Annotated in this window: 17 protein-coding genes and 1 riboswitch; all 17 genes read right to left on the bottom strand. The window is 64.9% G+C overall.

Features of this window, described 5'->3' with window-relative positions; genetic code table 11:
* Positions 1-408: 408 nt before the first annotated feature.
* Complete coding sequence (bluB, locus tag BG83_RS0122625) at positions 409-1,056, bottom strand: 5,6-dimethylbenzimidazole synthase (RefSeq protein ID WP_024978875.1); 648 nt, start codon at positions 1,054-1,056, stop codon at positions 409-411.
* Positions 1,053-2,357, bottom strand: coding sequence for a cobyrinate a,c-diamide synthase (locus BG83_RS0122620; protein WP_024978874.1), 1,305 nt, complete (start codon positions 2,355-2,357; stop codon positions 1,053-1,055). The genes bluB and BG83_RS0122620 overlap by 4 nt, the downstream gene beginning before the upstream one ends.
* A gap of 9 nt (positions 2,358-2,366) precedes the next feature.
* The gene (cobO, locus tag BG83_RS0122615; protein ID WP_024978873.1) at positions 2,367-2,969 is read right to left on the bottom strand and encodes a cob(I)yrinic acid a,c-diamide adenosyltransferase; all 603 of its coding nucleotides are present in this window, start codon (positions 2,967-2,969) and stop codon (positions 2,367-2,369) included.
* Positions 2,970-2,996: 27 nt separating this feature from the next.
* On the bottom strand, positions 2,997-4,127 hold the full coding sequence (locus BG83_RS0122610; RefSeq protein ID WP_024978872.1) for a CobW family GTP-binding protein: 1,131 nt from the start codon (positions 4,125-4,127) through the stop codon (positions 2,997-2,999).
* Positions 4,124-5,665: a precorrin-3B C(17)-methyltransferase gene (gene cobJ / locus BG83_RS0122605; RefSeq protein WP_024978871.1), complete on the bottom strand. Its 1,542-nt coding sequence runs from the start codon at positions 5,663-5,665 to the stop codon at positions 4,124-4,126. Before cobJ ends, BG83_RS0122610 begins: the two co-directional genes overlap by 4 nt.
* A 7-nt stretch (positions 5,666-5,672) precedes the next feature.
* Complete coding sequence (locus BG83_RS0122600) at positions 5,673-6,434, bottom strand: cobalamin biosynthesis protein (RefSeq protein ID WP_024978870.1); 762 nt, start codon at positions 6,432-6,434, stop codon at positions 5,673-5,675.
* Positions 6,431-7,258, bottom strand: a complete 828-nt coding sequence (cobM, locus tag BG83_RS0122595; RefSeq protein ID WP_024978869.1) for a precorrin-4 C(11)-methyltransferase — start codon at positions 7,256-7,258, stop codon at positions 6,431-6,433. The genes BG83_RS0122600 and cobM overlap by 4 nt, the downstream gene beginning before the upstream one ends.
* Positions 7,255-7,986 (bottom strand): precorrin-2 C(20)-methyltransferase, encoded by a 732-nt coding sequence (cobI, locus tag BG83_RS0122590; protein WP_024978868.1) that lies wholly within the window; start codon positions 7,984-7,986, stop codon positions 7,255-7,257. Before cobI ends, cobM begins: the two co-directional genes overlap by 4 nt.
* On the bottom strand, positions 7,983-9,134 hold the full coding sequence (gene cbiD, locus BG83_RS0122585) for a cobalt-precorrin-5B (C(1))-methyltransferase CbiD (protein WP_024978867.1): 1,152 nt from the start codon (positions 9,132-9,134) through the stop codon (positions 7,983-7,985). The genes cobI and cbiD overlap by 4 nt, the downstream gene beginning before the upstream one ends.
* A complete protein-coding gene (locus BG83_RS0122580) occupies positions 9,131-10,717 on the bottom strand; it encodes a precorrin-8X methylmutase (protein ID WP_024978866.1) in 1,587 nt (528 codons plus the stop codon). Before BG83_RS0122580 ends, cbiD begins: the two co-directional genes overlap by 4 nt.
* Entirely contained in the window at positions 10,714-11,421 is a 708-nt protein-coding gene (locus BG83_RS0122575; RefSeq protein WP_024978865.1) for a cobalt-precorrin-7 (C(5))-methyltransferase, read from the bottom strand. The genes BG83_RS0122580 and BG83_RS0122575 overlap by 4 nt, the downstream gene beginning before the upstream one ends.
* Entirely contained in the window at positions 11,418-12,179 is a 762-nt protein-coding gene (cobA, locus tag BG83_RS0122570; protein WP_024978864.1) for a uroporphyrinogen-III C-methyltransferase, read from the bottom strand. The genes BG83_RS0122575 and cobA overlap by 4 nt, the downstream gene beginning before the upstream one ends.
* The gene (locus tag BG83_RS0122565; protein ID WP_024978863.1) at positions 12,176-14,119 is read right to left on the bottom strand and encodes a putative cobaltochelatase; all 1,944 of its coding nucleotides are present in this window, start codon (positions 14,117-14,119) and stop codon (positions 12,176-12,178) included. The genes cobA and BG83_RS0122565 overlap by 4 nt, the downstream gene beginning before the upstream one ends.
* A complete protein-coding gene (locus tag BG83_RS0122560; RefSeq protein WP_024978862.1) occupies positions 14,116-18,225 on the bottom strand; it encodes a cobaltochelatase subunit CobN in 4,110 nt (1,369 codons plus the stop codon). The genes BG83_RS0122565 and BG83_RS0122560 overlap by 4 nt, the downstream gene beginning before the upstream one ends.
* The gene (locus BG83_RS0122555; RefSeq protein ID WP_024978861.1) at positions 18,222-18,551 is read right to left on the bottom strand and encodes a (2Fe-2S) ferredoxin domain-containing protein; all 330 of its coding nucleotides are present in this window, start codon (positions 18,549-18,551) and stop codon (positions 18,222-18,224) included. The genes BG83_RS0122560 and BG83_RS0122555 overlap by 4 nt, the downstream gene beginning before the upstream one ends.
* Complete coding sequence (locus BG83_RS0122550) at positions 18,548-19,612, bottom strand: HoxN/HupN/NixA family nickel/cobalt transporter (protein ID WP_024978860.1); 1,065 nt, start codon at positions 19,610-19,612, stop codon at positions 18,548-18,550. Before BG83_RS0122550 ends, BG83_RS0122555 begins: the two co-directional genes overlap by 4 nt.
* A gap of 95 nt (positions 19,613-19,707) precedes the next feature.
* Positions 19,708-19,887: riboswitch (cobalamin riboswitch) on the bottom strand.
* Between the two features lie 172 nt (positions 19,888-20,059).
* Positions 20,060-20,350: a helix-turn-helix domain-containing protein gene (locus BG83_RS28005; protein ID WP_051541577.1), complete on the bottom strand. Its 291-nt coding sequence runs from the start codon at positions 20,348-20,350 to the stop codon at positions 20,060-20,062.
* Positions 20,351-20,545: the final 195 nt, after the last annotated feature.

Genomic DNA, 20,545 nt, shown 5'->3' with positions numbered 1-20,545 from the left:
GGCAGGTCGGGCGGCCGCGCTTTGACGCAACGTTAATCCCCATTGATTGAGGTGCGGCCACGAGACGGGCGAAGTGGGCACGTGGCGCTTAGCTTGATATACGCAGGCACTGACTGCTGTTAAGACGGCCTATTCGTCTTTGCCGGCAGCGGTTATCTGCCACTCTTCCTATGGAAACCCCTCTTTGGATCGGCCTAGCGTGACGGCTAGCCACGCCTCACCAGCGATGCAGTCCCAGTAGCAGATCCGGTTCGCCTGGCTTCGCCCAGTGTGACCAGAGACATGCGACGAGCCGTGTCTGTGCTGGGTCCGGGCGGAATTCGAGAGCGATTTTCTCGCCCGCTTGGCCGGTTATGCGCTCAGAGAAGGCATCCCGGAGGATCAGGCCATGCGTCGATGCCGGTCCCTTCAATCCGTGCTCCAGTAGTTTTCGAGCAGCATGTCGGACAGTGATTGCCGTTCTGCCCAGCCTTCCTGTTCGAGCATCGGCTTGTCGTAGAAACTGTCGACATGGCCTAGACAGAGGATGGCAACGGGCCGGGCACCGGCTGGCAACTTCAGCAATCGGCCAAGCAGTTGTGGATCGAACAGCGACACCCAGCCCATGCCGATTCCTTCGGCGCGGGAAGCCAGCCACAGGTTCTGGATTGCACAGGCGACCGAGGCGAGATCCATCTCGGGCATGGTGCGACGGCCGAAGATATGTCGCTCGCGTCCGTCCATAAGGGCGGCGATCAGAACTTCGCCGCAGTCCAGAATGCCCTCGACTTTCAGCCGCATGAACTCGTCTTCGCGCTCGCCCAGCGCGCTAGCCGTGCGTCTGCGCTCGGCATCAACCTGAGCATGCATTTGCGTTCTCAGTTGCCGGTCGGTAATGCGGATGAAGCGCCACGGCTGCATGAACTCCACACTGGGGGCGAGATGTGCAGCATGCAGCAAGCGCCGCAGCACATCGGGATCAATCGGGTCCGGCCGGAAATGCCGCATATCACGACGCTCGCGGATGACCCGATAGACGGCATCGATTTCACTGTCGCTATAACGATGTCGGTTCATGGCTTGAAGAGCGCGGCGGTGGCACTCGGGCTGGAGGGGAAGTAGCAGTGCAGATAGCTCGCCAGGATGCTGCCGTGGCGATAGATGGCCTCGCCAGGCGCTGCCCCATTGGCCCGGCGCGCATGGGTATAGGGTGCAAGCGGAGTCTGCACGCTTGAATAGTGGAAGGCATGACCACGCAGCGTCTCGCCACCGAGCTCGACCGATTGCAGGCCGAGCGCGGAAAGCCGGTTGTGCAGTGTGGCGTGGCCCGGCAGGAGCCCGAGCATCGGGCCCGTGGTGCCGGTTCGCTCAGTAAGCGCGTCAAGCAGGTAAAGCATGCCCCCGCACTCGGCAAACAGGGGCTTGCCGGCAGCGACGTGTGCGCGCAGCGTAGCCCGGGTGGCCCCGTGGGCACCGAGCGCTTCCAGGTGCAGTTCGGGGTATCCACCGGGCAGGTAGACCGCATCGGCGGCAGGTAGCGGTTCATCGGCCAGTGGCGAGAAATACGCGACTTCTGCACCCAACGCGCTGAGCAATTCCAGGTTGGCCGGGTAGAGGAACGAAAACGCCAGGTCTCGGGCCACGGCAATGCGCACGCCGGCCAGCAGTTGTGGCACTGCCACAGCCGCTGCCGGCGCAAACGCCACGGGCGGGGGCAGTTCGGCCAGCCCGGTCTCGGCAATGCGTGCTGCCGCGGTGGCTATGCGCGATTCGAGATCGTCGATCTCCTGCGCCTGCACGAGGCCGAGATGACGCTCGGGCAGCGCCATCGCCGGGTCGCGCATCACCGCACCGGCGCAGGGTAGCGATGGCGGCAGCATCTCAAGCAGCATCTCGGCATGGCGGGCGCTGGCGACACCATTGGCCACGACGCCGTGAAACGGCAGGCCGGGCCGAAACGTCGCCAAGCCGTGCGCTACCGCGGCAAACGTCTGTGCCATGCCGCTGACATCAATGATCGGGAGAACGGGCACGTTGAACACCGCCGCCAGGTCAGCGCTCGATGGCGCACCGTCGAACAGCCCCATGCTGCCCTCGATGAGGATCAGGTCTGCGCTGGCGGCGGCATCGTAGAGCCGGCGGCGGCACTCGGCTTCGCCGGTCATCCACAGGTCGAGCGAATACACCGGATTGCCCGATGCGCGTTCCAGGATGAAGGGATCAAGAAAGTCAGGCCCCGTCTTGAACACATGGACGGAGCGACCGAGGTTACGGTGATGGCGCGCGAGACCGGCCGTGAGCGTGGTCTTGCCCTGGTGAGAGGCCGGCGCCGTCAGGAACAACGCGGGACAGGAGCGGGGTGCGGTTTGCGTAGGCATGGCTCGGTTCTAGTATTCAACCCCTTGCTGTGCCTTCACACCCTGCTCGCGATAAGGGTGCTTGACCAGGCGCATCTCGGTGACGAGGTCGGCCGCCTCGATCAGGGCCTCGGGCGCGTGCCGACCGGTCACGACCACGTGCAGCGCGGGCGGGCGCGCTGCGAAGACGGCCAGCACCTCTGCCAACGGCAGATAGTCGTACTTGAGCACGATGTTCAGCTCGTCCAGGATCACCATGTCGTACTCGCCGCTTTGGATCATGCGGCACGCCTCTGCCCAGCCCTTGCGGGCGGTTGCGATATCCGCGTCGCGGTCCTGCGTGTTCCAGGTGTAGCCGTCGCCGCTCGTCAGAAAATCACAGTTGGGAAAGCCGCCCAAGAGGTCACGCTCGGCGGTATGCAGCGCGCCCTTGATGAATTGCACAACACCTAGGCGCATGCCGTGGCCGACCACGCGCAGCCCCATGCCGAAGGCGGCGCTGCTCTTGCCCTTGCCAGTGCCGGTATTGACGATCAGTAATCCCTTTTCATGCGTTGCCGCGGCCTTCTTTTTTTCGAAGCCGGCCTTTCGCCGTTCGGTCATGCGCTGGTGAGCGGTCGGGTCTGTCTGCATGGTGCGATCTTCCTTGGGTTCGTCCGCCTACCGCCACGTGGTGCCTGTCAACGCGTTCAGTTTTTCCATGACGCGCGCGCGGCTTGGGTGATAGCCGATGAAGACCAATTGTGCGTGCCGCGCCGGTGCCGCATCGGCTTCGTGCCGCAGTTCAATCCGGCTGCGTACGCCTTGGACAAGCAATCGGCCTTCACCGCTGGTCGTGGGCGCGAAGCCCTTGATGCGCAGCAGGGGTTCGCTGCGCGCAATGGCGGCGATGGCCTCACGCAGCGTGTCGGCGTCCTGCGCCTGGGTGCTGCGAAGCAGGAATGACAGCCACCCCGGGTCCTGCTCGTGAAAATGCTTGTGCGTGCTGAGGCCGTGGCTGTGTGCGCCGAGGCTGCCGTGGCTGTGGCCGTCGAGCAGGCGCTGGTTTGCAAGGGGGCGCATTTTCAGGCCGGGTATGCTGGCCATCGGCCCATAGTGCCGATGCTCTGTGTTGGCCGGCTCGTGCAGATGCAGGCCCAGCGTCAAGCGAGTATCGAGTTTCGCCTTCTGGGCCAATTCAATGAAGCGGATGGACGGCGCAAGCGCACGCACGCGTGCCTCGGCATCGAGCAAGGCTGGCTCGCCCAGCGCGTCGATCTTGTTCAAGACCACGATATCGGCGTTGGCCAATTGCATGTCGAACAGACCGGCCACGGATTGATCGAGGTCCTGGTTCGCACCGGCGGTGGCCTGACGGAATTCGCCCGCCAGCAGCAACGGTGTGTCGACCACTGCCAGCGTGGCGTCGAGAACAAAGTAGGGGGCCAGCGCTTCGCTCTGCAGTTGCTCCATCACCGCGGTCGGCAGGGCGAGTCCCGAGGTTTCGATCAGCACGTGGTCGATCAGGCTGCGGCGTTGCCAGAGCGCCAGCATGGTCGGCATGAAATCCGCGTCGTCGTCGTAGGCCACCAGGCCATTGGACAGGTCGTGGATTTCAACCCCACTGCCTTCCTTGCCCTCGCCGCCCTCACCGCGAAGAAGCGCACCGTCGATGGATACTTCGCCAAATTCATTGACCAGGATCGCGAGGCGGCGCTGCTTGCAGTCGCGCATCAGATTTGACAGCAGCGTGGTCTTGCCGGCGCCAAGAAAGCCGGTGATGACGGTCACGGGAATGCGTGGCTGGCTCATGCGTGCAGCCCTCGCAGCATGGCCAGCACCGACGCAAAGTCAGAGGCCGTGGCCGGAGTGTCGAGGCTGGGCCGGTCGACGACGATCAGCGCAATACCGAGCGCTGCCGCCGCTGCCGCCTTGGTGCGGACCCCGCCGGCGTCTCCGGAGTCTTTGGTAACCACGCAGTCGATCGCCCAGTCGCGCCACAGCGTTTCGTTGGCCGTTTGGGAGAAGGGGCCCTGCATGGCGACGATGTGAGAACGCGGAATACCGGCATCGATTGCACGCTGAAGGTGCTGCGGGTCCGGCGCCAGGCGCACGAACCATTGGTGGTCCACCGCGCCTGGCGCCTGCACGAAGCGCGCGACGTCCTTGGAGCCGGTGGCAAGGAAGATGCGTTTTCCGTGTTGCATGGCCAGTTGCGCGGCGTCTTCGATCGACGCTGCGCGCTGCGCACTGTGCAGGCTCATGGCGCGCGGCCGTTCGTAACGCAGGTAGGGCAGATCGAGCTCCTTGGCGAGCGCGATCAATTGCTGCGAGATCTCCGTGGAGTAGGGGTGCGTGGCATCGACAATCGCGCGCGCACGGCTTTCCCGCAGCAGTTCGCGCCGGCGCTCGATGCCTAGCCGGCCCGCGATCGGGGTGGCCCCTGGGCACGCTTGTCCGGCCAGTTCGGCGCCGTATTCGCTGGCGCTCGAGACCACGGTGCTGTGGCCCGCCGCAACGATCTCCCGCGCCAGCGCGTTGCCGTCGCTGGTGCCGGAGAAGACCCAGGTCGCGCCGACAGGCAGGTTGGCAGCGGTAACCGTGTCCGGTGTGTCGTCCCAGTTGCCGTAACCGCGCGGGGTATAGATCCAGCCGCGCTTGCGTTTGGTGAAACGGTTGCCGATCACCAGGGTGGTGAGCATGTCGAAGCGCCGCGTGCGCAGCTCGGCCAGCGTGAGGATTTCTACGGTCTGGTCTTGGCGGTAAGCATTGCGCACGATACCGCACAGGGTCTCCGCACGCTTATGTTCGAGCATGATGTCGAGGATGCGGTAGACCCCCTCCTGGCGCTGCTTGCTCTGCACGTTGTAGAACACTGCAGCGAGGTCGGCCTGGGCGATGTGGCGGGCGCGTGTTTCGATCCATGCCCACGGACAGAGCAGGTCGGACAGGCTCAGGGTGGCGAAGTCATGCGACAGCGGAGAACCGAGCAGCGATGCACAGGCGTTGGCCGAGGTGATGCCGGGGATCAGTTGCACGTCATAGCGGTCGTCCTCCGCCATCTCTTCGAATGCCAATGCCGCCATGGCGTAGATGCCGATATCGCCGCTGGAGATCAGGGCCACGGTCTTGCCTGCGCGTGCCTGCGCGATGGCAAGTTGTGCGCGGTCGCGCTCCTGAGTCAGCGGCAAGGTGTGGATGGTCTTGCCCGCAATCCAGGGTTGGATCCAGGTGAGGTAAAGGTCGTAGGCGACGATCACCTCGCTGGCCTGCAGCGCGGCTTCAACCATCGGGGGAATCAGCTCGCGCGTTCCTGGGCCGACGGACACCAAATAAAGTTTGCCGGTCATGGATGGGTCAGTTGTGTTCAATGGGCAGTATGTGGTCTTCGACGATGGCGACGGTAACGCCATCGAGTGCGGTCTTGGGCACGATCAGTTGGCCACGCGGGCTGGCGATGAGCGCGCACGGCTCGCATACACCGTCCACGCCAATTTGCTGCTGCACCCAGTCGGACGAATGTCCCACCCACGCGCGCGCGGCCACGTCGGCGCGCGCAATCACGCGCAAGGGCAATTGGTGGTGCATGCAGAACGCCAGCAGCCCGACCTCGTCGGCCTTCAGGTCGATCGTTGCGATCTCCCGTACTTCAGTCAGGCTCCTGCCGCCCAACGCGTGCACGACCGCCTGCTCGATCGCCTCGGCCGATTTGCCGCGCCGGCAGCCGATGCCGAGCGTGAGCGGTTTGAGCGCCTCGGTTGCCGTGGTCACGGCCGGGCTCGCACCGGTGAGCCTGGCGACTGCGTAGGCGAGTGCATTCGCGCCGCCCTCGTGCCCGCTCAGTAGGGGGATCGCAAAGCGTGCGGCTTCGTCGAGCACCACCACGGCGGGGTCTTCGTACTTGTTTTGCGGCAGGCCGTCGAGGTAGCGCACGACAATGCCGCTTGCGCTCACCATGACCCACTGCCGGTGCAGGCGGAAGTGCCGACGGAAGTGCTCGCGCGGACTTTCATCGGCATGCAGCCAGGGCTGATACACGTCTGCATCCAACCCGGCCGACAGCCGGTGTCCGAGCGGGAGGGCGTCGCTGCGCGTCAACCAGACGGCGACCGGCTTCATGTCGGATCTCCGGCGGCTTGCGTGACTGGGGCTACACGAGCCTTGCGCGGGCGCCGCGTCTTGCGGTCGGTGCCGTCGCGGAAGATATGGGTGAATCCCGCAGCGTAGAGACTGGATTCAACGCCGTCCTCGTGTGCAAGTGCGCGGCCGACCAGCAGAAGCGTGGTGAGCAGCCAATCCTTGTTTTGCACCTCGCTCATCAGCGTGCCAAGCGTGCTGCGATGAATCGCCTGGTCTGGCCAGCTTGCACGCCGCACCAGCGCGGCTGGCGTGTCGGCCGGGTAGTGCACCAGCAGGTCGGCCACGGTTTGCTTCAAGCGCTGGCCGGAGAGGAAGATGCACATCGTCGCCTGGTGCTCCGCGAAGCGGAGGACGGACTCCAGTTCCGGCACGGCCGATGCGCGACCCGACACCCGCGTCAGAATGACCGACTGCGATACCAGGGGGCGGGTCAGTTCACTGCCGAGCGCCGCCGCAGCAGCAGTGAACGACGAGACGCCAGGGATGATCTCGTAGGCGATGCCGAGCTTCTCCAGGCGGCGCATCTGCTCTGCCGTGGCGCCGTAGATGGACGGGTCGCCCGAATGCAGCCGCGCCACGTCCTTGCCTTCGAGTTGGGCGCGCCGATAAAGCGCTTCCTGTGCGTCGAGCGACAACTCGGCGGTATCGAATTTTTCGGCGTCCGGTCGGCAGTGCTGCAGCATCTCGGTCGGCACGAGCGAGCCGGCATACAACACCATCGGCACGTTGCCGAGGATGCGGCTTCCGCGCAGCGTAATCAGGTCGGCAGCGCCAGGGCCGGCGCCGATGAAATAGACTTTCATGCGTGACGTTTCTCTCTGGCGGTACTGCGGATCAGCATTGTTGCGAGGTAGCCGCTGGCGCTGGAATCCAAGCGCGATACGTTCTCACACAGCACCTCGCCGGGCAGCCCGATGCGGCGCGCGAATGCGCAGTGCCCGGCAATGCCGAGCGCGTTCAGCAGTTGCAGTACGGCCGGCAGGCGTGCGCCGATCTTCATCAGCACGACGATGTCATGGCTTTCGATGTCCGTGCGCAAGGCCGCCATGTCGTCGGGGCACGGCAGGATCAGGATCCGTTCCTTGCCCTCGCCAAGTGGCCAGGACAGCGCCGATGCGGTGGCCGCAAAGCTCGTGACCCCCGGAAAGGTGGTGTGGCGCAAGCCGGGTACCTTGTCGCGCAGCGCGGCCAGCAGGTAGCCGTAGGTCGAATATGTCATCGAGTCGCCGATGGTCAGGTAGGCGACGTTGCGCCCCCGGCGCAGCTCGCCGGCAATCGCGTCTGCGAATTCGCCATAGTGCTCCGACAGCACGCTGCGGTCGGGGTCCATCTGGAACTCGATCTCGCAAAATTTGGCTTCCGGAATGGGCAGGCCTGCCAGGCACTGGCGCGCGACCGAGGTTTCACTGCCGCGCGCGCGCGGCAGATAGATGCGCTCGGCATCCTGCAATGCGGCCAGGGCCGCGACCGGAATCAGCCCTGCCGGGCCCGGCCCGACGCCCACGCCAACGAAATGACCGAGCGCGCTCACGCGGCCGCTCCGAGCGGTGTGCCGTCCATGGCAAACAGGCGGACCGCCACGCGGTCGACCCTCGGGACCCGGGGCTGCATCAGGGCGGCCAGCCGCCGTTCGATGTCGGTCCAGAACGCTTGCGCGCCCGGTTCATTTCGCATGATTTCCACGATGTTTTCCACGGTGTTGGCTTTCTCTATCTGTTGGGTGAGTCCGCTGGCAAAGCCCAGGTCGGCCGCCACGGCCGCCACGGAATGCATGGCCATGCGGCTCTTGCTCGAATGCGTGTCCCACGCGTCCCCCATTCGCTCATCAAGCAGCTTGGCAAGCTTGCCCGGATGCCCGAGCACCCACAGCGTTCCCAGACGCGCCTGCGACTCTTCCAGCGCTTGCTGGGCATAGTCGAGGGACGCGCCGACGAAGTTGGCGATCTGCACCACCTGCTTCTTTTGCAGGGCCAGCGTGTCGGTCGCAAATCGCCGGCCGATCTTGCCGGGGGTGAACGCGATGGCCTCTGGCTGCTCACCCAGGGCGACGCGGATGTACACCTCGATCGACGCCATCCACGCAGCGAGCGACATCGGCTCAACGATGCCGCTGGTGCCGAGGATCGAGATACCGCCCACGATCCCGAGCATGGGGTTGAACGTACGCTTGGCGATCTTCTCTCCGTCGACGCAGCCGATGGCTAGATCAAAGCCTGGGTTGGCTGCGCCGTTGAGCACCTCGTCAACCGCCATCTGCATCATTTGGCGTGGCACGGGGTTGATGGCCGCCTCCCCCGGCGGCACGCGCAGGCCCGGCTGGGTGACCATGCCGACGCCCTCGGCCGCAAGAAAGCGCACCGCGCCTTGGTGATTGACCGTCACCCTGGCGAAGATTGTTGCGCCGTCGGTGTTGTCGGGATCATCGCCGCCGTACTTCTTCACGTCTGCGCGCACCGAGCCGTCTGCCAGCCGCTCCACGTTCTCCACCGGCACCAGCAGGTAGTAGTCGGGGTCGGGCAGGCTGACCTCGACTTCGCTGGCGACCTCGCCGCGCAACAGCATCAACAGCGCAGCCTTGACCGCGGCCGTGGCGCAACTGCCGGTCGTGCGGCCGCGGCGCAGGCCATTGGGGGCCAGCGTGGCGAGATCGAAGGGGCGGCGGTGCGCTTCGCTGGTCACGGCATCTGATTCTGGCGGTGGACCTGATCGATTGCCGCGATCATCAGTGCGTTGATGGCCGACGCTGCCCACGGCGATCCGCCGCGCGTGCCACGGTTGGTGATGCGCGGCACCTGCAGCAGGCGGCGTAACTCGTCCTTGCATTCGCGCGTGCCGACAAAGCCCACCGGCAGTCCGACCACAAGCTGCGGGCGCCAGCCGTGCTCGCGCACCAGCCGCACCAGTTCCATGATCGCCGTGGGCGCATCGCCGATCGCCACGACGACATCGTTGCCGAACTTCTGCCAGGCACGCCGAATGCCCGCTGCGGACCGCGTAATGCCATGCGCCTCGGCCAGCAACCGGGTTTCCTCGTCGTGCACGCCGCACCATGTCTGCATGCCAAGTTGGTCGAGCACCGCACGTTTGAGCCCCGTCTGCACCATGGTCACGTCGGCGACGATGCGGCGGCAGCGCAGCAGCGCCCGGATGCCGGTCGTCACGGCGCCGGGGGAGAAATACAGGTCATCGACGATGTCGAAATCGCCGCTGGTATGCACCAGGCGCTTGAGCACGATCTGGTGATCGTCCGGCACGTCGGACCAGTCGCGTCCCTGGTCGATAATGCGCATGCTCTCGGCTTCGATCGGGTGCGGTACGTAGGGCGGCCATTCCGCAGCGGGAGCGGGGGCGCCCGCTGTTTCGTCCCGCCCGAGCAGTCCGCGTACTAGGCCGTGGTGAGCCTGCTGCGGCGTGCCGACCTGCTCTTCAAAGCCGACGATCTGCACACGGTATTTGCAGAGCGCGCAGTTCATCGTGGCCCGGCCTTCGATGCCCTCTGCTGCGCGCTCCAGAAACACATCGGCCACATGCGGGTGCGCACCGAGATAGCCCGCCTTGACCACCTCGAGTTCCGGGTGGCGGGTTGCCAGATCGTCGGCCGCGGCGTAGATGCGCTTGACCAGTACGCCATCAAACAGAAAGTAGGGCAGTACCACGACGCGCTTGTGCCCAAGCAGCGCGGCTGCTTTGAGGCCATCGGCCACCAGCGGCCGGGCAGTGCCTGAATAGCAGACGAACGACGTACCGAAGCCGAGCCCTTCCTCGAGCATGCGCGCAACCTTGGATATCTCCGAATTCGCATCGGGGTCCGAGGTGCCGCGTCCGACAACAACCAGACAGGTATCGGCGCGCGCCACGGTGTGCCCCGAGAGCGCTTCGGCCTGGATGATGCGCTCCCGGCAGAGCTGCAGCAGTTTGGGGTGCAGGTCCATCGCTGCCCCGAAATGGAAGTCGACACCGGGGTGCGCCTGCTTGAGTGCGAGCAGTTCGCTAGGCATGTCGTTCTTGGCGTGCGTGGCCGCAAGCAGCACGCCGGGCACCATCACCACGCGCTGTGCGCCATTGGCGATGACGGCGTTGACTGCTTGGTCGATGGTTGGCGTAGCGAATTCCAGAAAGCCATGCGCGACCGTGCGGCCACCGGCACGCTCGCGCAGGAGCGCGACCAGCGCCTCGAATTCGCCCACGCCGTCGGGGTCGCGGCTGCCGTGTCCAGCCAGGACGATGGCGTAGTCAGTGGCCGTGTCAGTGGTCGCGCTCATTGCGCCTCCGGCGGCGGCTCGATCTGACTGGGGATGGGGTTCATGGTGCGGATCAGCATGATGCTCATGTCGGAGAAGCGCTGATGCGCGCACTCGGCCAAGGTGCCGCGCCATTGGGCCTCGGCTTGCGTGAGATGCTCCCATACCTCCACCGGCTGCTGCGCGGGGATGCCGTTTTCGAGCAGGTACGCGGCGATGTGCCAGGGCATGAACGAACGTGCCTCGTCCCAGGGGCAGGGGATCACGATGGCGTTGCGCTGGTCTTCAAGCACATGCACCAGATGGCGTTTGAACGGTGTCAGATCACCACGGCGGTGGAAGGTGATGAAGGTTGTCTCGTCAAAGCACACCTTGGCGCGCGACGCCAGGATTTGCGCCGACGAGATGCCGGGGATGGTATCGACCGGATGGCCGCACGCCCGCTCGACCCGCTCCAGATATTGGAAGCCGCTGAAGTGGATGTCGCCCATGAACACGACCACGCATTTCTTCCCGGCGTGGTGCAGCTGCGCCACCTTGTCGAGCTGGGCGACCTGATCGCGGTAGCCCATCAGCACGACTTCAGCGCTTTGAGGAATCAGCGCCTGCACAACGTTGACGACGGCATTGAATCCGGCAACGACGTCGGCGTTGCGAATCAATTCGGCGGAGCGTTGCGGCAGGTAACCGATATCGCCGGGGCCGGCACCGATGCAGATGATCATTGCGTTTCCTTATGTTGTGTCGCCGTAAGGCGTGGCACGTCCCTGGCCAGCCCGACGGTCGAGCCGATCACAAGCAGCGCCGGGCTGCCCAGGCCGGCCGCCGCAACATCGTCGGCCAGGCGCGCCAGCGTGCTCAAGACCTGCCGCTGCTCTGGCCGGGTGCCGTGCTGGATCGCGGCGGCCGGTGTGTCGGGCGGCATGGCTTGTTGCAGTTGTGCGCTGATGTGCGAGAGGTTTGCGATGCCCATGTAGATCACCAGCGTCATGCCGCTGCGGCCGAGCAACGGCCAATCGGGTTCGTCATTCTGGAGGCTGTGGCCGGAGACGAAGATGGCACCGTGCACATGATCACGATGCGTGAGCGGGATGCCGAGTGTGGACGGCACCGCGAGGCCGGCCGTAATGCCGTTGACCGCCTCCACTTCGATCCCGGCGGCAAGCAGGGCTTGCATCTCTTCGCCCCCGCGCCCGAAGACGAACGGGTCGCCTCCTTTGACGCGGGCAACGCATCGCCCTGCCAGCGCTTCGTCCAGCATGCGGCGTTCAATGTCGGCTTGCGGGGTGGAGGCACCGCCGCCGCGCTTGCCGACGTGGATCACTTCGGCTGTTTTTGGCGCGAATTGCAGCACCTCCGGGTTGGCCAGATCGTCGATCAGCACGACGTCGGCAAGCGCCAGGCGGCGCACCGCCTTGAGCGTCAGCAGCTCGACATCGCCAGGACCGGCGCCGATCAGGTACACCTTGCCACGCGGGTTCATCGCGGCAGCCTTTCGCGGATGGTCAGCCGCAGTTGCTCACCGCTGATCTGGTCCAGGGGTAGGCAATCTGCATGCAGCGCTTGCGCGAGCTCGTGGGCGCGGCCCAGGCGCACGAAATCCTGCTCAGTGTCCAGAACCAGGGCTGGTGTGCCCCGCGCTGCCAGACTCTGGGCCGCATCGAGCGATTCCTGCCACGGATCGGCGCTCTCGTTCAGAGCGATGTTGGCGCGTCCGTCGCTGAGCACCACCAGGAGCGGTGTGGCGCCATCGTGCTGCGCCAGCGTGGACGCGGCCAGATGCAGCGCATGCGCCAGCGGCGTCCTGCCGCCGGTCGGCAGCTCGCGCAGGGCCAGTTCGGCCAACTCGACCTGGCGGGTGGGCGGCAGCACCAGCTCGGCACGCTCGCCGCGAAAGCAGATCACGGCAACCTGGTCGCGGCGCTGGTAAGCGTCTTGCAGCAGGCCGAGCACGCAGGACTTGACCGTCTCCATGCGCCGGCGTGCCGCCATTGAGCCGGAGGCATCCACCACCAGCAGGATCAGGTTGGACTGCTGACCCACGTGCACCTTGTCATGCAGATCGGCGCGGGTCACCTCAAACTCGGTTGGGTTGCGCATCAGCGCGTGACGCAGCGTGGCGTCTACCGCAAGCTGGTTCGGGGCTTGGCTTGGCACGGCGCTGATGGCTTGGCCGCGGCGGGCACCCACGATACGGCTGCGCCGGCCACTGGCCTCATGCGCCTGCATTGCAACCACGTCGATGCGCCCGATCGCATCCGCTGCGGCGGCCATAAACAACCGCTCGGCTGCGCTATTGGATTGCGGTGCGTTGTCAACGTCATCGGTGCGGTTGTCCGCAAGTTCTGACTCGGCTGTTTCGCCGTCACCCGTTGCGCGGGTGTCATCTGCCGGGGCGGGCGGTTGGGCAAGCTGCTGCTGTTGCTGCGTCAACGCATCCAGGCGCTCGCTGTCCAGGCCGCTCTGCTCGAAGGGCTTGCGCCGGCGGCGGTGCGGCAGCGCCAGCTCGGCGGCTTCGCGCACGTCTTCGGCAGTGACCACGTCGCGGCCGTTCAGCACGGCAAGCGCGCGCGCTGCCTTGTGGATCACGATATCCGCGCGCAGGCTCGCGACCTCGAATTCGCAGCACACCTGGCTGATAAAGGCGAGCAGCGAGTCGGGAAGCCGCACGCTGGCCACCTGCTGTTGCGCGGTGCGAATGGCCGCGCGCAAGGTATCGGTTTCCGGTTGCCACGCGGCGATGAATGACTTCGGATCGGCCTCGAACGCGAGCCGTCGACGCACCACCTCGGCGCGTACGGCTGGGTCGCGCGGCGCGCTTACCTCCACCATCAGGCCAAAGCGATCCAGTAATTGCGGGCGCAGGTCCCCTTCCTCCAGATTCATGGTGCCGAGCAGCGTGATGCGCGCCGGATGGCTGATCGCCAGACCCTCGCGCTCCACCGTGTTGCGGCCCATGGCAGAAACGTCGAGGAGCACGTCGACCAGGTGGTCGGCCAGCAGGTTGACCTCATCCACATACAACAGCCCGCGATGGGCAGCGGCAAGCAGGCCGGGCTGGAAGGCTTTCCTGCCGTCTTTCAGGGCGCGTTCGAAGTCGAGGCTGCCGAGCACACGGTCTTCCGTTGCACCGAGCGGCAGGTTGACGAACGGCACGGGTGCACTGGCGATGTCGCGCGTGCTGTCCTGGCATACGCTGCATTCGGCCAGCGGGGCATCCGGCTCGCAGTTGAACGTGCAGCCGGCCACGCGCTGGATCGGCGGCAGGACATCGGCCAGACCGCGCGCGGCCGTGCTCTTGGCGGTGCCCTTGTCGCCCCGGATCAGCACGCCGCCCAAGGTCGGGTCGACCGCGCACAGCAGGAGCGCACGCTTGAGCTGCGCCTGGCCGACGATGGCGGTGAACGGGTAGTGGTGTCTCATGGTTTGCGGGCTGTTGCGTGGCCTAGTGTGCGAACCTCTCCGCGCGCTTCGAGCATGGCTTCACCGTGCAGATGCAGCGCTCGCAACGCAGCAAGGGTTTCCGGTTTGGGTTGGGCCCACAACTGGCGCTGTGCGGCCTCAAGAAGCCGGTCGGTAATGGCGGTGAGTGCCCAGGGATTGCTTTGGGCAAAGAACTGCTGCATTTGCGGTGCAAAGGCATAGGTTTCGGCCACCTGCTCGTACACCCAGTCATCCACGACATGGGCGGTGGCGTCGTAGCCGAACAGGTAGTCGACTGTGGCCGCCAGCTCAAGGCCGCCCTTGTAGCCGTGTTTCATGATGCTGGAGATCCACTTCGGATTGGCCACCCGCGCGCGGAAGACGCGCAGGACTTCTTCCTTCAGCCCGCGTACGGCGGGGTTGTCCGGCTGATGGCTGTCTCCAAAGTAGTGGCGCGGCTGGCGTCCGGTCAGGCTGCGGATGGTGGCGATCATGCCGCCGTGGTACTGCAGATAATCGTCGCTGTCGAAAATGTCGTGCTCGCGGTTGTCCTGATTGTGCAGGGCCACCTCGACACCCGACAGACGGTGCCGGAAATCGGCACGCGCATCGGTGCCATCGTCTGCGCGACCGTAGGCATAGCCGCCCCAGTTGATGTAGGCCGTGGCGAAATCGGCGTCTTCCTGCCAGTTCTGTTCCTGGATCAAGGGCAGGATGCCCGCGCCGTACGTGCCGGGCTTCGAGCCAAAGACGCGATAGAGCGCACGCTGCTCGGCACTATCGCCCTGCAGTTGGCGGAACAAGTCGTGCTTGAGGTCAGCCAGGTAGTGCTTGCGCAGGAAGTTCTGTTCAGCCGGCTCATCGAGCCTGGCGACCATGTGCACGGCTTCGTCCACCAGGTGGATCAGGTGCGGGAACGCGTCACGGAAGAAGCCGCTGATGCGTACCGTCACGTCGATGCGCGGGCGGCCCAGTTCGGACAACGGAATCGCCTCGACACCGGTCACGCGCCGGCTCTCTGCTTGCCAGCGGGGGCGCACGCCCAGCAGGGCGAAGATTTGGGCGATGTCATCACCGTGGGTGCGCATGGCGCTGGTGCCCCATACGCTGATGCTGACTGACTCAGGCAACCGGCCGGTCTCCCTGCGATGACGCGCCAGGACTTCGTTGGCCAACTCCGAGCCGACACGCCATGCTGCCTGCGACGGCAGGCTGCGCGGGTCCACCGAGTAGAAGTTGCGGCCGGTTGGCAGCACGTGCGCCATGCCGCGAGTCGGTGCGCCACTCGGCCCGGCGGGTACGTAGCCCCCCGCAAGGCCCTTGAGCAGGTTGTCGATCTCTTCCGAGGTGCGTGCGAGATTGGGCACCAGTTCGCGGCAGACATAGGCCAGGGTCTGCCGGAGGGCTTCGATGCCCACCGTGCCCGGCAGCACATCGGCCAGCGTCGCGTCGATCGCGTTGGCATCGAAATGGCATGCGGCCAGCCTGGCCACCAACTGCCGGCCGAGAGCGGTGATCGCGTCGAATGCATCGGCGCGGGTGACGAGCGTACGCGCGGCGAGTCGGGCGAGCGTGGGCGGAATGCTATCCAGCCGGTGGCCCTTGTCGTGCTGCAATGCTGCCCAATCGATGTCGAGCGCGGCGGCCACGCCGACCGGCAGCCCTGGAACCGAGAGGTTGGGCAGGCGCACCAGCGCACAGACCATGTCGATCAGTGCATCCCCGGCCGGAACCTTGCCCAGCACGTGCAGGCCGTCGCGTATCTGTGCCGCGCCCAGTTCACACAGGTAGCCATCGATGTCCTCGATCAGGTGCGCGACGTCAACGCCCTCCATCTGGGCCAACGTCAGCGGTACGCCGTCTTTGTTCAGCGTTGCATCCCACGTGTGGCTGTGGTCGTGGTGGTGATCATCATGGTCATGACCGTGGCCGTCATCGTGATGATGGTGGTGATGACCGTGGCCGCCATGGGGGTGATGTTTCTTACCGGTGGGCATCAGCCGGTGCTTCGGCACGGCTGTCTTTTTGCCTGCGGTTGGCATCGGTCGGTACTTGCCGGCGGTGGCCGCTTGTGCACTGGCGTGCGCGGGATGGTCATGGTGACCGTTCTCGTGGCCGCACATTGCGGCCAGATCGGTGTCGAGCTGAGCTTCCTTGATCAGGTCCCAGATCTGCTGCTGCAGCAGGGGCAGCTTGGCAGGGTCCAGCATTTCGACCTGGTAGTACTCGTCCACCAGTTGCGTCAGTTGCGCCAGCGGACCATACGTGTCGGCGGTGGTCATCGGTGGAGTGAGGTGGTCGACGATCACCGAATGCGCGCGGCGCTTGGCCTGCGACCCTTCTCCCGGGTCGTTCAGGATGAACGGGTAGAGCATCGGCATGTCGCCCAGCAGCGCATCCGGGAAGCAGTCCTGCGACATGCCCACGCCCTTGCCTGGTAGCCACTCCAGCGTACCGTGCTTGCCAACGTGAACAATGGCGTCTGCCTGCCAGTCATCACGCAACCAGCAATACAGGGCGTAGTAGTGATGTGTGGGCGGCAGGTCGGGCGTGTGGTAGATCGCATCCGGATCCATGCCGTAGCCGCGCGGCGGTTGCAGTGCGACGAAGGCGTTGCCGTATTCGATGCCGGCAAACACGAGTTTGCCCTCATGAACGTAGGCGCCACCCGGCGGCTCACCCCAGCGCTCGCGCATTCGTTGCTGTAGTACGTGCGGCAGTTGGCCGAACCATTCGGCGTAACGCGCTGTGGGAACGGTGGCAATGGCGTGCCGGAGTTGATCGGCGCTCAGGTAGGCCTCGTCGTAGGCGCCGCGGTCGATGAGGTCGTGGATGAGCGCATCGCCCGACTCGGGCAGGCCTTCAATGCGGTAGCCCTGGGCCCGCATGGCGTGCAGCAGGGCAAACAGCGAGGCCGGCGCATCCAGGCCCACCGCATTGCCGATCTGCGACGCCTTGCTGCTGCTGTTGGTGAAGATGAAGGCGACACGCTTGTGTTCCGGCAGCGTGCGGCGTAGCGCGACCTGGCGTGCCACTACGCCGGCCAGCCGGCGCATCCGGTCAGCCAATGGCACGTAGTGGGTCTCGCCCCGCATGTCGCCCTGACTGTCCTTGAATGAGACCGGTACGCCCACGATGCGGCCATCGAACTCTGGCAGTGCGACGTTCATCGCGGTATCGAGGGGGTTGAGGCCACGTTCGGACGCTTCCCACTGGGCCTGCGTCATGCTGCTGGCAATGGCCTGGATCACTGGGACGCCAAACTGTCCGAGTGCTGCCACCGACCAGCCAGGCAGGGTCGGGCCATCCGCGCTGACGTCGCCCATCGCGAACGAGGTAGTGTTGATCAGTGCGTCGATGCGGCAGGCTGCATCGGCAACAAACAGCCCCAGTGCGGCGGGTTGGCCGGAAGCATCCAGCGCGCGTAGCGACGCGGTGTAGACCGGCAGCGCGTTGAGGCCACGTTCGGCCAGCATATCGACGAGCATGTCGATAAAGCGGGTATTGCCGCTAAGCCAGTGAGCCCGGTAGAACGTAATGCCGACCGTCGGCCACTGGGGGTTGCAGGCCGCGGTATCGGCGGCCCAATCGGCCAGCGTGGTCTGCAGCGGCAGCGCGGGGTGGTAGATACCGTGCTCGGGGAGTGCCGCCGGCGGCTGGTAACCGAAGCCGGTCATCAACAGGCGGTCGGACAAGCAACGCAGCAATTGCGCCATGTTGCCTACGCCGCCAGCCTGGAGGTAGGCCGTCACCTCATGCTGCAAGGCTGGAGGGACATTGCACAGCGCTGCCAGCTCGGGGTCTGGCTCACCGGTGCCGCTGACGACAATCAGCGCCTGGTGGTGCGTCGATGCGGCTTTGAGCAGCGCATCGAAGCCCGGCACGTCATGCGCGCGGCCGAGCAATCGCACAACGACCACGCGCGCTTCAAGCAATGTGGTCGCAAGCAGCATGTTCATGCGGTCAGCGCTGTCGATGGTCTGCAGGTTCACCGCTTCGACCGCAGCGAAATCACCGGGGAGGGCGACACGCGCACGGACCAGCGCGGTCAGGTCAGTGCCGGCGTGACTGAGCAACACGACACGGGGCGAGATGTTGCCTGTCATGCTTCGGCCTCCGGTTCCACGTCGCCAACACCTAGACGGTGAAAGATGAGCGGCTCGACCGGGCAGTCGCCCGCAAGGTGCTCACTGACAATGCGGCCGATGGCGGCGGCGTCCACATTGCGATACCAGATGCCGTCCGGATACACCGCCATGATCGGTCCCTGCTTGCAGACCGCGAAGCAATGGGTGCGGGTCCGCTTGACGCGCAAACCGTCGCACGCGTCGATTGCTTGGCCAAGCACCTTGAACATGTCTTCTGCTGAGGCACCGTTGTCCGTACAGCGCGGGCCTGTACACATCAATACATGCCGATCGTGCGTTCTCATTGCGGGCCACCTTTCATCAGTGCAGGGGAGGGTAGACGGTCGTAGCCTTTCCACTGATAGATGCCTGCTGAAATGGCCCAGCTCAGGATCAAGAGACCGATGGCCAGATAGCCGAACTCCGCCAGTCTTTCATTGAGTAGGGAAACCCATGCCCACGGCCCGTCGTGCAGGCTCAGGCGGTTGGCCAGCAGACCGAGCGCCTCGATGGAGCCGATGACGAACGCCATCAGCACCGAGGTCAACGTGATCGTGATGTTGTACCAGAGCTTGCGCATCGGGTTGACAAAGGCCCAGCCATAGGCGCCGACCATCAGGATGCTGTCGAGCGTGTCGATCAGGGCCATGCCTGCGGTGAACAGAACGGGGAAGACCATGACCGACAGGAATGGGACGCCCTTGGGCGTCTGGGCCGCTGAGATTGAAAACAGCCCGATCTCCGTGGCCGTGTCGAATCCGAGGCCGAACAGGAAACCGAGCGGAAACATATGCCAGCTCTTGGTGACCAGCCGGAACATCGGGCGAAACAGCCGCGCCATGACGCCATTGCCGGACGTCAGCGTGTCGATGTCTTCGTCACGGATCGCTTCTCCCTTCCTGAAACGGACGAACTGTTTCCACACCGCACAAAGAATGAAGAGGTTGGTTGCCGCAATGACAAGCAGGAAGAGGGCGGAGATGGCCGTCGAAATGCCACCGCCGCTTTCCCTGAATGCGCCAAGACGTGCACCCATGGCGGAACTCGCGGTAACAACGACGAACACCGCCAGCACGATCAACGTCGAATGGCCGGTGGAGAAGAAGAAACCCACTGCGAAGGGGCGTTGGCCCTGCTGCACCAGCTTGCGCACCACGTTGTCGATCGCGGCGATGTGATCGGCATCGACTGCATGGCGCAGCCCGAACAGGTAGGCCAGTAGTGCAGTACCAAGCAAGCCGGGTTGTCCGGCAAAGGCGGTGAGCGCCCATGCCCAGGCCAGTAGGTTCAGTCCAATGAGTACTGCCAGCAGGCTGACTGGCGTACGAGACGGAGAGGTTAAACGGCGCGAGAGCGGCGATGCCACGGAAGGCCTCTTTGCGAGATGCATCGCCGCGAGACAGGACAAAACGGCTTGGCCGCTTTTCGTATCCCCCAGTACACCCCGCCCGGATTGACCCCACGTCGACAAGAGATGATGGCCGGTCTCCTGGCTTGTGCGTCATCACCGCGCATCGCCTTCCCGGAACCCTCCGGTGGCACTTTGATGCGGGCTCGTCACTTACAGTTGCGGGGGCAGCCACGGCTTCACACCGTGTTCCCGTTTCACCCTTCAAGGGCACCATCATTCGTCGCCGGATCATACGCGATGAGGCTGGGCATGTGAACATCGCGCAGCGCGTAGTCATGCGCGTGAATCTTCCGTACATCCGCGGCTGGTGCACCTTGGCCGGCCGTCGCTTCCTTGGCACCCAGAAACCGGCGTCAATCATGATCCGGCGCACCGTCTCGGTGGCCAGCGCTCACGCAGCTTCTAGGCCGCCAGCTTCAGGCCGAAATCCGCATAGCTGTCCCGAATCAGCCCGCGCATGCGTAACTCCAGACCGGGCGGCAGTTGGTTGTTGGCCGGTCGGCCTTGATGTCGGTTCTGCAGACCCGCTGCACCTTGAACCTGATAGCGTCGCAACAAGCGCAACGCTTGACGGGCGCTCACACCAAGCCGGGCTGCAGCAATTCCAGTCTTGAGGTGCCCATCGGTGAGCGCCTGGAGGTTCTTCGGTCGGTCGAGCTGCCGCATCGTCAAGGTAACCTTGTGGGGGAGCATGGCAGGCTCCTGCAAAGGGAGGAGCCATCCGGACTACGGCCAGTCACTCGACATTTGGACTTGGCTATAACCGGATATCACAACCTGGCTCTAGCACCTAAATTACGCATAATTTGTGTTATGTAAAATAAAGGAGGCTTGCAGATAACGCAGCGGCGACATGCAGACGCTGCAGTGCTCCTGGCGGACGGAAGC

Source organism: Ralstonia pickettii, assembly GCF_000607165.1.
GTDB classification, from domain to species: Bacteria; Pseudomonadota; Gammaproteobacteria; order Burkholderiales; family Burkholderiaceae; genus Ralstonia; species Ralstonia holmesii.
The sequence above is the reverse complement of the archived record's forward strand: the minus strand, read 5'-3'. Positions and strand labels throughout refer to the sequence as shown.